The organism is Amycolatopsis sp. NPDC102522 (assembly GCF_055584485.1).
Window position 1 is genome coordinate 72,140 of sequence record NZ_JBVJLY010000020.1, and the last position, 13,219, is coordinate 85,358.

The window sequence follows — 13,219 nt, forward strand, 5'->3', positions numbered from 1 at the left end:
GCGGCAGGATCAGCCGAAAGGCGACTGAAGATGTGACGTGTCGTTGAACCGTCGCACCATCCAGTCTTCGCCCGACACCACCAGGTGCGAGATCGAGCCGTTGTCCGCCCCGAGGAACGCGAACCGGTTTCCCGCGGCACTGGCCTGCGCGAAGACCTCGCCGATGACGCCGCCGTGGGTGAACACGGCGATCCGCCGGTCCGGGTTGGCCGCCGCGAGCCTGCCGATGGCCGCCTTGATCCGGCCGCCGAACGACTCCATCGACTCCGCGCTCGGGATGACGTCCCAGCGCTGTTCCCGCCACAGCCGCTCGACGATCGGGTGACCTTCGTGGGTGTAGCGCCGGAAGAGCCCGTTTTCCCAATTCCCGAGGTGGATCTCCCGTAGGTCGACTTCGACCTCCGGCGTGAGCCCGAGCTTCGCCGCCAGCGGTGCCGCGGTCTGCGACGTCCGGCGCAGCGTCGTCACGTACAGGGCGGCGATCCGCTCGTCCGCCAGCCGGCGGCCGACCCGCTCGGCGTGGTCGCGGCCGTCCGGCGCGAGGTCCGGATCGGCCTGCCCGTCGACGAGGTCGAACGGTGCGTCGCCCTTCGCCGGGGCCGATTCGCCGTGGCGGACAAAGAAGATCTCGGTCGCGCCGGGCGGGGGAGAGAACCGGTGCTGACGGTATTCGACTTCCTGCTCAGGGGTGCTCATGACCGCCGACGATACCCAGCTAGCCCAGCTGTTTGTCCACGAAACACCAGCGCCAGGTCTCGCCGGGCTCGTGGCTGCGCATCACCGGGTGCAGGGTCTCGTGGAAATGCTCGGTCGCGTGCTTGCCCGGTGAGGAGTCGCAGCAGGCGACGTTCCCGCATTTGACGCATTCGCGCAGGTGCACCCAGGTCATCCCGTTCTCGACGCAGACGGCGCACACGTCGGGCGAACCGATCTCGACGGCGGGCCAGTCCTTGGTCAGATGCTTGCAGGATCCCGCCGTCGCGGCGGGGGTGCGCAGTTCCCGATCGGAGTCCGGCACGGTCTCCTCCTCCCTGTCCAGCATGGATTCCTCGATGTCGAGGCGTTCGAGGATCCGGCGCAGGACATCATCATCGGCCATCCCGGAGTCACGCGCCTCCAGGAACTTCTCCCGTTCGACTTCGAGCAGTCTCAGCCGCAGGCGACGGTAGGCGTCGCTCGGCGTTTCGGTCAGCGCGCTCTGCCTGCCGAGCTCCTCCCAAGCCGAGTCCGAGCGGTGCTGGAGCCGGCTGCGCAGGCGTTCGACGATGTCGTCCGGATCGTCGACGGTCCGGATCTTCTCCAGTTCGTCGAGCGCGGCCCTGGTCATGTTGTTGAGCACGGCCGCCTCCTGCAACGCGTCCTCGGCCGGGTCGGGCGGCGGCAGCTTCAGGCGCCGGACCAGGACCGGCAGTGTCGTCCCGTGCAGCAGCAGCGTTCCCGCCACCACGACGAACGCGACCAGCACCAGCACGGCCCGCTGCGGGGTGTCCGCGGGCAGCACGAACGCCGCCGCGAGCGTGACGACCCCGCGCATCCCCGCCCAGGCGATCACCGCCGAGTACCGCCACGGCCAGGCGTGACGGCGGAACGTCCGCCGCGCCAGGCCGATGCCGACCATCCAGATGATGCGGGCGACGATGGTCGCGGCCAGGGTGGCGGCGCAGATCAGGACCAGGTCCAGCGCGCTCAGCCCGCTGTCGCCGACCTCGGTCATGATGCGGCGGACCTGCAAGCCGATCAGCAGGAAGACGATGTTCTCCAGCAGGAACTGGATGGTCTGCCAGTTCAGCCTGCTGGCCAGCCGGGAGCGGCCCGAGAGCATGCTCGGCGCTTTGTGCCCGAGGATCAGCCCGGCGATGACCACGGAGATCACGCCGGAACCGTGGATGGCCTCGGCGGCCAGATAGGCGACGAACGGGACCACCAGCGAAAGCGCGGTGTCGGTGACCGGATCTTCGAGGCGGGTCCGGATCAGCGCGGCGAGCGCGCCGACGGCGAACCCGATCACCAGTCCGCCGCCCGCGGCCAGCAGGAAGTCCCCGCCCGCCTGCAGCAGGCTCACCGAGCCCGCGATGGCCGCGATGGCTGTCCGCAACGCGACCAGCGCGGCCGCGTCGTTGAACAGGCTTTCGCCCTCCAGCAGCCTGGTCAGCTTGCGCGGCATCCCGACCTTGCGGGCGACGGCGGTGGCCGCGACCGCGTCGGGTGGGGCCACCACCGCGCCGATCGCGAGCCCGGCGGCGAGCGGCAGACCGGGGATCACCAGCCACGCCACGACGCCGACCGCGGCCGTGGTGAAGATGACGAGCCCCACCGACAGCAGCAGGATCGGCCCGCGGTTGCGGCGGAAGTCGATCAGCGACGTGCGGATCGCGGTCGCGTAGAGGAGCGGGGGCAGCAACCCCAGCAGGACGACCTCCGGGTCCAGTTCGTACTCCGGGATCCCCGGGATGTACGAGGCGACGACCCCGACGGCGATCAGGCACAGGGGCGCCGACCAGTCGAGTTTCCGCGCCGCGGCGGTGACCAGGAGGACGGCCACCACCAGTGCCACGAGTTCTACCGCGATCTCCACGCCGCTCATCATCACCCGAGAGCCTCGGTGCGCGCGCACCGAGGCCCGACTAGCGTTGTTCGATCCGTACCAGGTTGCCCGCCGGGTCGCGGAACGCGCAGTCGAAGGCGCCGTAAGGCTGCTTGAGCGGCTCCTGGACGACGTCGGCGCCGGTCGCCTGGATCCGGTCGAAGGTCTCGATCAGGTCCGAAGTGGACAGCAGGATGGCCCCGTAGGTGCCCTTGGCCATCAGTTCGGCGACTGTGGCGCGTTCCTCGTCGGTGATCTCCGGACCGGCGGCAGGCGAACGGAGCACGAGCGACGTCCCCGGCTGCCCGGGCGGTCCGACGGTGGCCCGGTGCGGGCCGTCGTCACGCACCTCGAAGCCCAGGATGTCGCGATAGAAGGAAAGGGAAGCCTCGAGATCGTCAGCGGGGAGGAAGGACGCGTGAATCGAGAGGATCATGCGACTCAAGGTAGGTCGGGGCGCGGGGAGGCCGCTTCTTTATTCCTGATCGGTCGCATGACCTGTTTGACGACGCAGCCGGGCATGCCGCGGCCCTCTTCCGCCGCCTGCTTGCGGTAGGCGCTCGGCGAGATGCCGACCAGCTCGGAGAACCGCGTGCTGAAGGTGCCCAGCGACGAGAAACCGACGTCGAAGCAGACCTCGGTGACCGACATGTCCCCGCGCCGCAGCAGCATCATGGCCCGCTCGATCCGGCGGGTCATCAGGTAGCTGTAGGGCGATTCGCCGTACGCGGCGCGGAACTCGCGGCTCAGGTGCCCGGCCGAGACGTGCACGCCGCGTGCCAGCGCCTCGACGTCCAGCGGCTGCGCGTAGTCGCGGTCGATCCGGTCGCGGACACGTCGCAGCAACGCGAGGTCGCGCAGGCGCGGGCCTGGGTCACGCTGTCCGGTCACCCGGAAAGCCTAACCCACGCCGGAACGGGAGAGGCCCCCTTCGCCGGGTGGCGAAGGGGGCCTCGGGCGACTCCCGGGTCAGAGGGTGATCTTGTCGACGTTGGGGCCGCCGTTCGCCGTGGTGGCGACCGCCTTGATCTTGTTCGCCCCCGCCGCCAAGGTCATCTTGACGGTTCTGGTCGTCCAGTTCGGCCAGGCGCCGGTGGCGCCGAAGCCGACACCCGACGCGCTGATCGAGCCGTTGACGGAGAAGTCCAGCGGCCGGTCCGTCGTCGTCCCGTTGGCGTACCGGACGACGACGTCGTAGGTGCCCGCCGAAGGGACGTTGACCGTCCACTCGACCGAGCTGCCCGCCACGTTGTCGTAGTTGACGAACCCGCTGCCGGTGAACCCGGCGTGGTTGGACTCCACCGCGCCCTGGACGACCGTGGCGTCTTCGGCCTGGTAGTCGACCGGGTTGGTCGGACCGGGGCCCGAGCCGTCGGCCGGAACGGTCTGCGTGCCGGTGTTCCAGCCCGAGACCCGCACCGAAGGCTTGGAGCCCTTGAGGTCGGCCGTGCGGTACTTCGCGGTCAGCGTGGTCGTTTCACCCGGCCACAGGCTCACCGCGTTGTCGTTCCACTCCACCGGGAGTACCGGTTTGCCCGCCGCGTCCACGACCTTCGAGTCGACGTAGAACGCCGGGAGCTTGCCGCCCGAGGTGTTCTTCAGCGTCACGGTCGTCGTGGTGGTGCCGTCGGAACCGGCGGCCGACTTCGCCGTCGCGCTGACGGCGGACTGGCCGAGGTTCTTCAGCCCGGACAGATCGGCGTAGGCCGACTGCGGCGTGTAGTACCAGTCGCTGCCGCCCCAGTTCAGGGTGTCCGCCTTGGTGGACAGCCAGTACACGTTCCGGCTGACCTCCTTGCCGGACGAGTCGGTGAGCACCAGCTTCGCCAGGTAGGTCGTCGAAAGCCCGCTCACCGCCGGGACGGTGACCGCGGTGGCCTTTGCGCCCAGCGCGCCGACCGAAAGTCCGGTCTTGGTGTTGCTGTACTTCTCGGTTCCGTCGAGGTTGTACAGCTTCGTGGTCGCCGTCAGCCCGCTCGCCGCGTTCGACGTCTGGTTGATCACCACGACCGAGCGATTGTCGTGCGAGTACTGGATGTGCAGCGGCTCGTTGGCCTTCTTCGCGCCGTAGTACGCGCCGTTCTGGTCCATGTAGGCGTCGAACAGCTGCCAGTGCAGCGAAGTCCACGGGCTGTTGAGCATCCAGTAGATCAACCCGGTCGACGGGTTGGTCGAGTCCGTGTAGTTGCGGGAGTGGGACTCGAATTCCGCCCGGACGTTCTCGTACTGCGCGAGCTGCGACTTCCGCACGAAGTCGGTCAGGTCCGCCGGAGCGCCGTAGCGCTTGGTGAGGGCGTTGCCGAACAGCTTCAGGTTGCCGAAGGTCTCCGACGACGAGCGGTGGTACTGCGCGGCCGACGGGTTCTTCCACATCGTCTCGAGTTCACTGGCCGACATCATCCGCTTCAGGGTGTCCATCGTCGGGATGTCGACGCCGGCGCTGGTCTCGGAGTTGAAGCTCCACGCGCCGCCACGGTCCTTTTGCGACTTGTCGTACCAGTACACCGGCGGCACGTAGTCGTACGGGCCGTTCATCTTCATGCCGGACGCGCCGGTGATCGGGGACGGCCTCGCCGACGCCGCCGGGATCACCGGCGGCTGGAAGTCGGCGGCCTTCATCGCGTCGAGGTAGCCCTGCTCGATCCGCTTGTCCGGCGCGAAGTCACTGCCGATGTGGAAGGAGATGACGCTCGGGTGGTCACGCAGGCGCTCGGCTTCGGAGAACATCGACGCCTTGGCGATCGGGTAGTCCGACTCGACCCACGGCTCACCCTTCTCCTCGCCGTTGACCTGGCCTTCCCACTTGTCGCAGCATTCCCAGCCGGGCATGGTCAGCACGCCGAGGTCGTCGGCGATGTCGAAGAACTCGTCCGGCTCGATGTGGCCTTCCAGCCGGACCGTGTTGAGCCCGAGGTTCAGCACGTACTTGAGCTTGTCGGCCGCCGCGGTCTCGTTCCAGCGCAGGAACAGGTCCGGCGTGTAGCCGCCGCCGCGGATCAGCAGCGGTTTGCCGTTGACGCTGTACTGCCGTCCGCCGCTGGAGTTCAGCGTCGCCTTGACGTCACGGACACCGAACTTCGACTTCGAAGCGTCGGACGCCGTACCTCCGACACTCGCGGTCAGGTCGAGTTCGTACCGGTTCTGGCCGCCCATACCGGCGGGCCACCACACGTTCGGGTTGTCCAGGCCGACCACGCCGAAGGTGACGGTCTTGCGTTCCTTCGCGGCCAGCGAAACCGTCTGGCTGACCGGCTTGCCCGCGACCGTGCCGGCGACGGTGGTCTGCACCGCGTTCGCCGAGTCGTTGCGGACGTCGGCCTTCACCGTGAGATCGGCGTGGCTGAGCGACGGGTTCAGCTTCTGGACCACGTGGGCGCTGCGCAGCGCCACCGGGCCGCCGCGCCGGACGAGGACGTCACGCACGATGCCCATGTTCTGGTCCGGCGGGGTCTGCGCCCAGTCGATCCAGCCCATCGAGAGGTCGTTGTTGGGATCGTTGGGGTAGACCTTGAACGCGATGCTGTTGGCGCCCTGGCGAACGTGCTCGGTGATGTCCAGGTCGTGGCGGGTGTAGGCGCCGTTGACCTGGTCCTTCGTCGCGATCTTGGTGCCGTTGACCCAGACGTCGGCCTTCGAGAGGACGCCGCTGAAGTCGAGGTAAGTCCGCGACGAGGTGTCCGCGACGTTCAGGTCGGTGCGGTACCACCACGGCACGGTGAACTGCGCCGTCGGGACGTTCTTCATGTTCGTCGAGTAGAACGGGTCGGCGTACTTGCCGTTCTGCAGCAATCCGGCGTAGACCGTCGAGCGCGACGACACCGGGTACCAGCCGGTGGTGGGGAAGCCCGGCTTCGACACCGCCGAGTCGTCGCTGACCTGTGCCGAAGACTGGATCGCGAAGCCGGGGATCGGGCTGGTGTTGCCCGCGGCGGCGCCGACGGACAGCGGCACGGCCACTTCCGCGCCGGTGGCGGCGGGAGCGGTGGTCACCCCGCAGACCGCGGCGGCCAGCGCGGTGACGGTCATGGCCAGTAACGGGATCCGGGTTCTCTTCTGCCGAAAACTCACGAGCGCGCCTCCTTGGGCACACGGCGGCGGACCTGGGCGGAAATCGTTAAGAAAGTTCCCTAACAATGTTGGGGGAGATGGTAGCCGCCACTTCTCGTCAGGACCAGACCCTTGCACCGGGTTCGTCAGCGGTGGCCGGTGCGCGCGGCCGCCCGGTCAGCTGACGGGTGCCACGTAGATCCACCGTCCGCCGGCGCGGACGAAAGCGCTGTTCTCGTGCATGCTGCCGGGCCGGCGATCCTGCCGGTAGTGCGCCCGGAACTCCACGGTGCCCTCGTTCTCCAGCAGGCCGCCGCCGGTCTTGCCGAGGATCTCCAGGAACGTCCAGCGCTGCCCCGGGTCGAGTTCGAGGTCCGCGGGCCTGGTCTTCGGATGCCAGGTCTCGGTGAGGTACGCGGTGTCGCCGACGACGAACGCGCTGAACCGCGACCGCATCAGGAGTTCGGCGGTCGGCGCCGCCGCGGTTCCCCGGTGGAAACGGCCGCAGCAAGCGCCGTAGGGCTCGCCGAGGCCGCACGGGCAACGGGATTCGTCGGTGATCGCAGGCACGCCGCCGATTGTGTCACCGCTTCTTTTGTCACCGCGCCGTCGTGGGGACTTCGAGGTCTCGTGCCTGCTTGAGCCAGCCGGTGAACAGGTCGGCGTCGATGTCTTCGACCGAGCGCAGCTTGACGTGCGCCATCTCCCGCGCGCTCGGCTCGAGCCTGCCGGACTCGTCGTCGACGAGCTGTCCCTTCCAAAGCGCGAAAGTGACGTAGGAGGAGTACGCCTTCACCAGGCAGACGAGGTTCTTGCCCGCGGCTTCGCCCGCGCTCCAGGTGGGGGAGCCGTGGTACATCGCCTCGATGGAGCCCGGCAGGGCGGCGTTGACGATCGGGCGCAGTGCGGTGGCGACCTCCCGCAGGCCCTCGGGCAGGGCGGCGAGGTAGTCGTCGACGTTCGCGAACTTGGCCATGATTTGTTCCCTTCGATCGGTGTGCGCTCAGCTAACCGTCCGAAGGTTCAAGTTGTCAAGACAAAAAAATTATTCGGTGGCTGGATTGTCGTTCCCGTCGTCGAGCACGCCCCACCAGAGGAAGTCGCGGGCCCGGGTCGCCGCGACCAGGTGCTGCCTGCCGCGCAGCTCACGGTGCTCCTCGTCGGCCTGCGTCCCGGTCACGCTCTCGCGGGTGCTCTCCAGCGCCAGCACGGCCTGGAAGTCGAGCCCCTTGGCGCGGTGCACGGTCCCGACCTTGAGCTTGCCGTCGGCCTCGCCGGTGTACTTCTCCAGCGCCAGCGTGGGGATCCCCGCCTCGCGCAGGATTTCGGTGCACCGGCTCAGATCCTTGTGCTGGAAGACGATCAGCGCCGAATGGTCGCGGCGGACGGGCAGCCCGCGGACCGCGTCGACCAGTGCACCGGGAAGAGCGCGCGAGGTGCCCCGCCAGGTGTCGGTGGTCCCGCCCGCGCTGGCCGATTCGGCCGCGCGCAGGGCGACCCCGTCGGCGCCGTCGAGGTCGTCCACCCGGTTCGTCGCGTCGAAGCGCTGTGCGAAGCCCAGCACCTCGGCGCGGTTGCGGTAGTTGACCTTCAGGATTTCGCCGCGGCCCTGGATCGGGATGCCGGCGTCGGACAGCCGCCAGCCGCCGGGGTAGACCTGCTGCTGGCCGTCGCCGACCAGCAGGAGCTTGTTCGGGCCGTCGCCCGCCAGTTCACGGAGCAGCCGCAGGCCGCACAGCGGGATGTCCTGGACCTCGTCGACGACGACCGCCGCGTACGGCGTTTCGAGCGGCCGCTTCACGAGTTCGGCGCGGCCCAGTTCGATCAGATCGTTGTAGTCGTGCGCTTCCTTGTCCGCGAGTCCTCGCTGGTAATGCTCGTACAAGCCCCAGACGAGTTCTTTCTGGCTCCCGGTGAGCGGCAGGATCCGGCCCCGGCGGGCGACCGCGAGGTAGCCGTCGAACGTCGTGATCCCGCGGCCTTTGATCACTCGGTCCAGTTCCGTGCGCCAGTAGTCGACGTTCGGTTCGATGGACTTGAGCTGGTCACGGAAGGCGATCCACGCGAAGCTGAACGCGTTCTCGATCTGCGCCCGGTCCACGTTCACGCGGACATCCCGTTCGGTGAGGAACCGGCGGACCCAGGCGTGCAGATTCGTGAACTCGGCGCGACCGTCGAGTTCCGGGGCCAGCCGATCGAAGGACGTCTTGATCACCGGCGGCAGCGAGCGGACGTAAGTGGTGTAGAGCAGTGGACCGGTGCTGAGGCGGGCCAGATGCCTGAGCCGGTGCAGGGCGACGACCGTCTTGCCGGTGCCCGCCGGACCGCTGATCCGCGCGGGACCCGAGTAGTCACGTTTGACGATCGCGTTCTGCCGCGGATGCAGGAAAGTGAGCCAGGAATCGAACGGTCGTCGCTGAGCCGCGCCGAGTTGGTCTTCGATCAGCTCGCCGGCGTCCAGCAGGCCCGCCGAATCCGGGGCGCGATCCGGCTGCTGGACGGCCAGCGGACGGTAACCGCGCAGCCGTCGTTCCGCCTGCTCCGCGATGAGCGCGACCAGCCGCCTGTCGAGGTGGAGCGCGTCGCGCCGGAAGATCCGGTCGAGGCTGGCTTCGGTGAGCGACCAGTAGACGCCGTCCTGACGGGGATTGCCCGCGCCCGAGCCGATCACCACGAGATGGATCGCGCTCTCGGCCAAGGAACGGCCCTGCGGTCCGGGTATCCCGGCGAAGCGTTCCTTCGCGTGGCGCAAGACCTGGTTCGCGGTCTCGCCGTCCGGGCCCCTGTCGGTGATCAGCAGCGCGAGGACGCCGGTGCGCCCGATCAGGAACGCGTCCGCGCTCCGGCCGTCGTCCGACGGCAGCGCCGTTTTGACCAGGAGCCGCCAGCCCACGCCTGTCCGGCTGAGCAGGGCGGTGAGGACATTGCGGTGCAGCGAGTCCAGGCCGGTGAAGGTGTTCTCGAGAAGCTGCCTCGCTTGGGTTTCAAGCCGCCTTCTGGCGTGTTCGCTCCTGCTCACGGTGGTCCGTTCCGTCGGTGGCGGTTTCTAGGGTGCGGGAAACTCGACGGCGACTTCGACGGCGGTCTCCAACGTCGCTTCGCTCGGCCGTCCGGAGGCGGGTGCGGACTCGGCGATCACGAGCAGTTTCTTGGCCAGGCGGGAGTCGTAGTTCTTGCCCGTGAAGCGAGTTCCGTGCCGTACTTCGCCGTAGAGCGCGACATTGCCGGTGCCGTCCTTGTCGATGAGCCTTTTCAGCTCGCCGGCCTCGCTCGCTTTCGGCATCTTCACCCACGCGACGGACACGGCGATAGTGTTCCCGGCTCCGTCGTCGACAGTGACGATCATGCGATCGAGATCGACGCAGGGATGACGCAGGAAGAACCGCTGGACTTCACCGAAGGAATGCGGTCCGCAGTTCAGTTCCCGCTTCGCGTTTTTCTTGAGCTGGCGCCAGCCCAGACGTTGCCAGGCCTCGGAATGACGGCCCTTCTGTGCGGATTTCTTACTGGAGCTCTTGCCTTTGAGGGCTTGACCCGCTGCGGAATCCAGAGAGGCGGCACCACCTCCACCAAGTCCGCTCGTCGCGGCCATGACCACTCCCACTGTGGCCACCGCGCCCGCGCCGAACTTGTATTTGACCCAGCGACCGTCCGGTCCACGTGGCTGATTCACCATGATGCGTTCCGTCCCCTCCCAAGTCCGGAACGGAAGATCTTGCTCCGGGGGAGGAGAAGGGAACGAGAGCTTCCGCGCGAATACGCCCGAATGGCGCAGTCGATCTTCGGTTTTCCGCCGGTACTGAACAGTTCCGGGCGGGACGACGTTGCCAACCCAGCGCGCTTACCCACGGGGAGGGAATGGCGAACCGTCCTTCGTTCTCTCGCGGGCATGCCGAGGGGCCCGTCGCCGTGTTGGCTGGCGGGCTCCTCGGGTCATGCAGGGGTTCAGACGCGGGTGTTGCGCCGGGATCTGCGTAACGGATCCAGATACTGCGGCGGAATGAACTCCGGTAGCCCATCGGCCGCCATCCGGACTTCCCAGTCACCGTGGTGGATCAGCCGGTGATGAAAACCGCACACCAGCACCAAGTTGCGGAGATCTGTGGGTCCGCCGTCTGCCCAGTGATGAATATGGTGGGCGTGACAGTTCTTGGGTCGTCGATGACACCCAGGGAACGCGCAACCCCGATCACGAATGTTCAACGCCCGGCGCTGACCTGGGGTGACGAACCGTCGTAGGCGCCCCACATCGAGGGGTTCTCCGGCCGCGTTGAGCACGATGGGGAGCATGAGGCAGTCGCAGGCGGCCATGCGGGCTTCGCGGGCGGTCATGGTGCCGGCGAAGTCGAGGCAGGCTTTCCCGATCCCGGACTTGAGCTCCTCCAGGCCGATGGTGACGTGTAGGAGGGTTCGGTAGCCGTTGGTCCCGGGCTGGTCCGGGCACGCGATCGCGAGGTCGAGGAGTTCGGCCCAGGCATCGCCTTGGCGTTCGTCTTTGGACCGTGGATCCGCCTGCCCGAACTCATCCACCGGACGAGGCTTCGCATACGCCTCCAGTGCGGCGGCGGTGCGGGCGCCTATCTCGTCGTCGAGGAGGCCGTTCAGCTTCCAGAACCCGTCCTTACGGCGCTCCAGGGTGACTTCGCGGCGCGGCTGCTTCGGCTCAGGCTCCTTCGGCTCGTTCCCGTCCGGGTCGAGCCAGCCCATGATCTGCTGCTCGGCATCCGCCACCTGCCGAGGACCCGCACCACGAGCCAGATCGGCCAGGATCTTCTCCGCACTCACCCGATCTTCGACGGACGTGTCCGGCGGGATCCGTCCCAGGATCTCCAGGATCTGGGCGATGCGCTCAGCCCCGATCATCCCCTCCGCAGCGAGAGCACCCGTAGCGGGCGCCAATGCCGGGATCTCCGTGCCGTCCAAAGCCCGGGTCGGGTTCACCGCGATCGCCTGAGCCACCACCGGCCGAGCCTCACCCCAGGAAAGCCCCGCCACATCAGCAAACCACGACACAGTAGAGCCGTACCCGAACAAGTCTTTGACGCCCCGAGACTCGACCTCCGCCAAGTACTGCCCCAGTCCGGCGGAGGCGACCCGCATCACCTGCAGGAACTGTTGCACGCCATGGGCAAGCTCCAGCTTGCCAGCGCGCCACAACTCTTGCGGCAACTCGGGAACGAAGGTCTCGGACACCCCTCCATAATACGCCACATCAGTCGAACATGTGTTCGTAATTTTAAGTGACAATAAAACGGAGCGCCGACAACTAAAGAGTGATTCGGTGAAATAAGGCGAACGCGGAGCGTGCTGTTCGAGTCTGGCTACGCATTTAGAGCGTGTCTTACGTGGTGATCGATGCTTCCTGAGGCACGATCTTGCTCGTGGTTGATCGGTTGTCGCTGCGGTTGGTGCCGGATGAGTTGTGGGAGCTGGTTGAGCCGTTGGTTCCGGGGTTCCGGCCGCGTCCGCAAGGAGGCGGAACGGCTCCGGTGGAGGCTCGTGCGGTGTTCACGGCGATCGTGTACGTGCTGACCAGCGGCTGCGCGTGGCGGGATCTGCCACCGTCGTTCGGGGTGCCGTTCCAGACCGCGCACCGCCGCTTCAGCCAGTGGACCGAAGATAGGCTCTGGCGCCGAGTGCACCGTTCGGTGCTGGACGAACTCGGCAGTCAGGGTCTCATCGACTGGAGCCGCGCGATCGTCGACGGTGCCTGTGTACGGGCCAAAAAAGGGGATCTCTGACCGGTCCCAGCCCCGTCGATCGAGGCAAGCCCGGCTCGAAAATCCACGCCCTGTCCGATCGCGCCAGGCTACCGCTGGTCGTGGCCATCTCGGCAGCCAATACCCACGATATCCATGCACTCAAGCCCCTGGTCATGGCAACCCCGGCGATCAAGTCCCGGCGCGGCCCACGCCGGCGCAAGCCCGCCAAGCTGCACGCCGACAAGGCCTACGACCAACCCGCCCTGCGCCGCTGGGTCCGAGACTGCGGCATCAAGGTCCGCATCGCCCGCAAAGGCATCGAGACCAGCAAGAAACTCGGCAGGCACCGCTGGGTCATCGAACGCACCATGGCCTGGTTCACCGGCTACCGCCGTCTCACCCTGGCAAAGCCGAGCACTTCTTCGCCTTCCTCCTCGGCGCAGCCCTCATCTGCCACAAGAAACTCCGCAAACTCACCACATGAGACGAGCTCTTAGTCCTCTGATTGCGTAGTGGTGAGCGGCCGTGATCCGTCAGGGAACCTGGTGAGCGCCCAAAGAGGACCGGTCGCTTAGCATCGGCATCATGACGACAGTCGAACTGACCCGCTTCAAAGTCTCGGCAGACCGTGCGGGCGATCTGCTCCAAGCCCGCCCCGCGATGCTCGCCGACTTCCGGGCGGACCGGGAAGGTTTCCTCGACGCCCAGCTGATCCGGGTCGACGACGAGACCTGGCTCGACGTCGTCTGGTGGCGGTCCTCCGAGGACTTCGCCGCGTCCCGGGAGAAGGGCGCGAACCTGCCCGGGATCAAGGCCTTCTTCGCGCCCATCACCGAACTGGTCTCCGCCGAGGAGGGCGTCACCGAGGACTACAACGCCTAGTCCA

11 protein-coding genes and 1 pseudogene are annotated in these 13,219 nt (G+C 67.5%); 2 read left to right on the forward strand and 10 right to left on the reverse strand.

The window, feature by feature from the left end:
* Positions 1–9: 9 nt before the first annotated feature.
* The 10 genes from ACZ6YV_RS33625 to ACZ6YV_RS33670 all read right to left on the reverse strand — a co-directional run bounded on the left by ACZ6YV_RS33625 (position 10) and on the right by ACZ6YV_RS33670 (position 11,824).
* Positions 10–696, reverse strand: a complete 687-nt coding sequence (locus ACZ6YV_RS33625; RefSeq protein ID WP_465513448.1) for a histidine phosphatase family protein — start codon at positions 694–696, stop codon at positions 10–12.
* A gap of 19 nt (positions 697–715) precedes the next feature.
* Positions 716–2,584 (reverse strand): Na+/H+ antiporter, encoded by a 1,869-nt coding sequence (locus tag ACZ6YV_RS33630; RefSeq protein ID WP_465513520.1) that lies wholly within the window; start codon positions 2,582–2,584, stop codon positions 716–718.
* 40 nt (positions 2,585–2,624) lie between these two features.
* On the reverse strand, positions 2,625–3,020 hold the full coding sequence (locus ACZ6YV_RS33635) for a VOC family protein (RefSeq protein ID WP_465513449.1): 396 nt from the start codon (positions 3,018–3,020) through the stop codon (positions 2,625–2,627).
* 5 nt (positions 3,021–3,025) lie between these two features.
* A complete protein-coding gene (locus tag ACZ6YV_RS33640; RefSeq protein WP_465513450.1) occupies positions 3,026–3,475 on the reverse strand; it encodes a helix-turn-helix transcriptional regulator in 450 nt (149 codons plus the stop codon).
* A gap of 78 nt (positions 3,476–3,553) precedes the next feature.
* Complete coding sequence (locus ACZ6YV_RS33645) at positions 3,554–6,652, reverse strand: glycosyl hydrolase 2 galactose-binding domain-containing protein (RefSeq protein ID WP_465513451.1); 3,099 nt, start codon at positions 6,650–6,652, stop codon at positions 3,554–3,556.
* A gap of 156 nt (positions 6,653–6,808) precedes the next feature.
* Positions 6,809–7,201, reverse strand: a complete 393-nt coding sequence (locus tag ACZ6YV_RS33650; protein WP_465513452.1) for a YchJ family protein — start codon at positions 7,199–7,201, stop codon at positions 6,809–6,811.
* A 28-nt stretch (positions 7,202–7,229) separates the two neighbouring features.
* The gene (locus ACZ6YV_RS33655) at positions 7,230–7,607 is read right to left on the reverse strand and encodes a DUF1801 domain-containing protein (RefSeq protein ID WP_465513453.1); all 378 of its coding nucleotides are present in this window, start codon (positions 7,605–7,607) and stop codon (positions 7,230–7,232) included.
* 69 nt (positions 7,608–7,676) lie between these two features.
* Positions 7,677–9,650: a UvrD-helicase domain-containing protein gene (locus ACZ6YV_RS33660; RefSeq protein WP_465513454.1), complete on the reverse strand. Its 1,974-nt coding sequence runs from the start codon at positions 9,648–9,650 to the stop codon at positions 7,677–7,679.
* A gap of 27 nt (positions 9,651–9,677) precedes the next feature.
* A complete protein-coding gene (locus ACZ6YV_RS33665) occupies positions 9,678–10,223 on the reverse strand; it encodes a hypothetical protein (RefSeq protein WP_465513455.1) in 546 nt (181 codons plus the stop codon).
* Positions 10,224–10,576: 353 nt separating this feature from the next.
* The gene (locus ACZ6YV_RS33670; RefSeq protein WP_465513456.1) at positions 10,577–11,824 is read right to left on the reverse strand and encodes an HNH endonuclease signature motif containing protein; all 1,248 of its coding nucleotides are present in this window, start codon (positions 11,822–11,824) and stop codon (positions 10,577–10,579) included.
* A gap of 188 nt (positions 11,825–12,012) precedes the next feature.
* Here ACZ6YV_RS33670 and ACZ6YV_RS33675 point away from each other — a divergent pair.
* Both ACZ6YV_RS33675 and ACZ6YV_RS33680 read left to right on the forward strand, forming a co-directional pair.
* Positions 12,013–12,817 (forward strand): annotated as a pseudogene (locus tag ACZ6YV_RS33675) (IS5 family transposase).
* Positions 12,818–12,918: 101 nt separating this feature from the next.
* Positions 12,919–13,215 (forward strand): antibiotic biosynthesis monooxygenase, encoded by a 297-nt coding sequence (locus ACZ6YV_RS33680; RefSeq protein WP_465513457.1) that lies wholly within the window; start codon positions 12,919–12,921, stop codon positions 13,213–13,215.
* Positions 13,216–13,219: the final 4 nt, after the last annotated feature.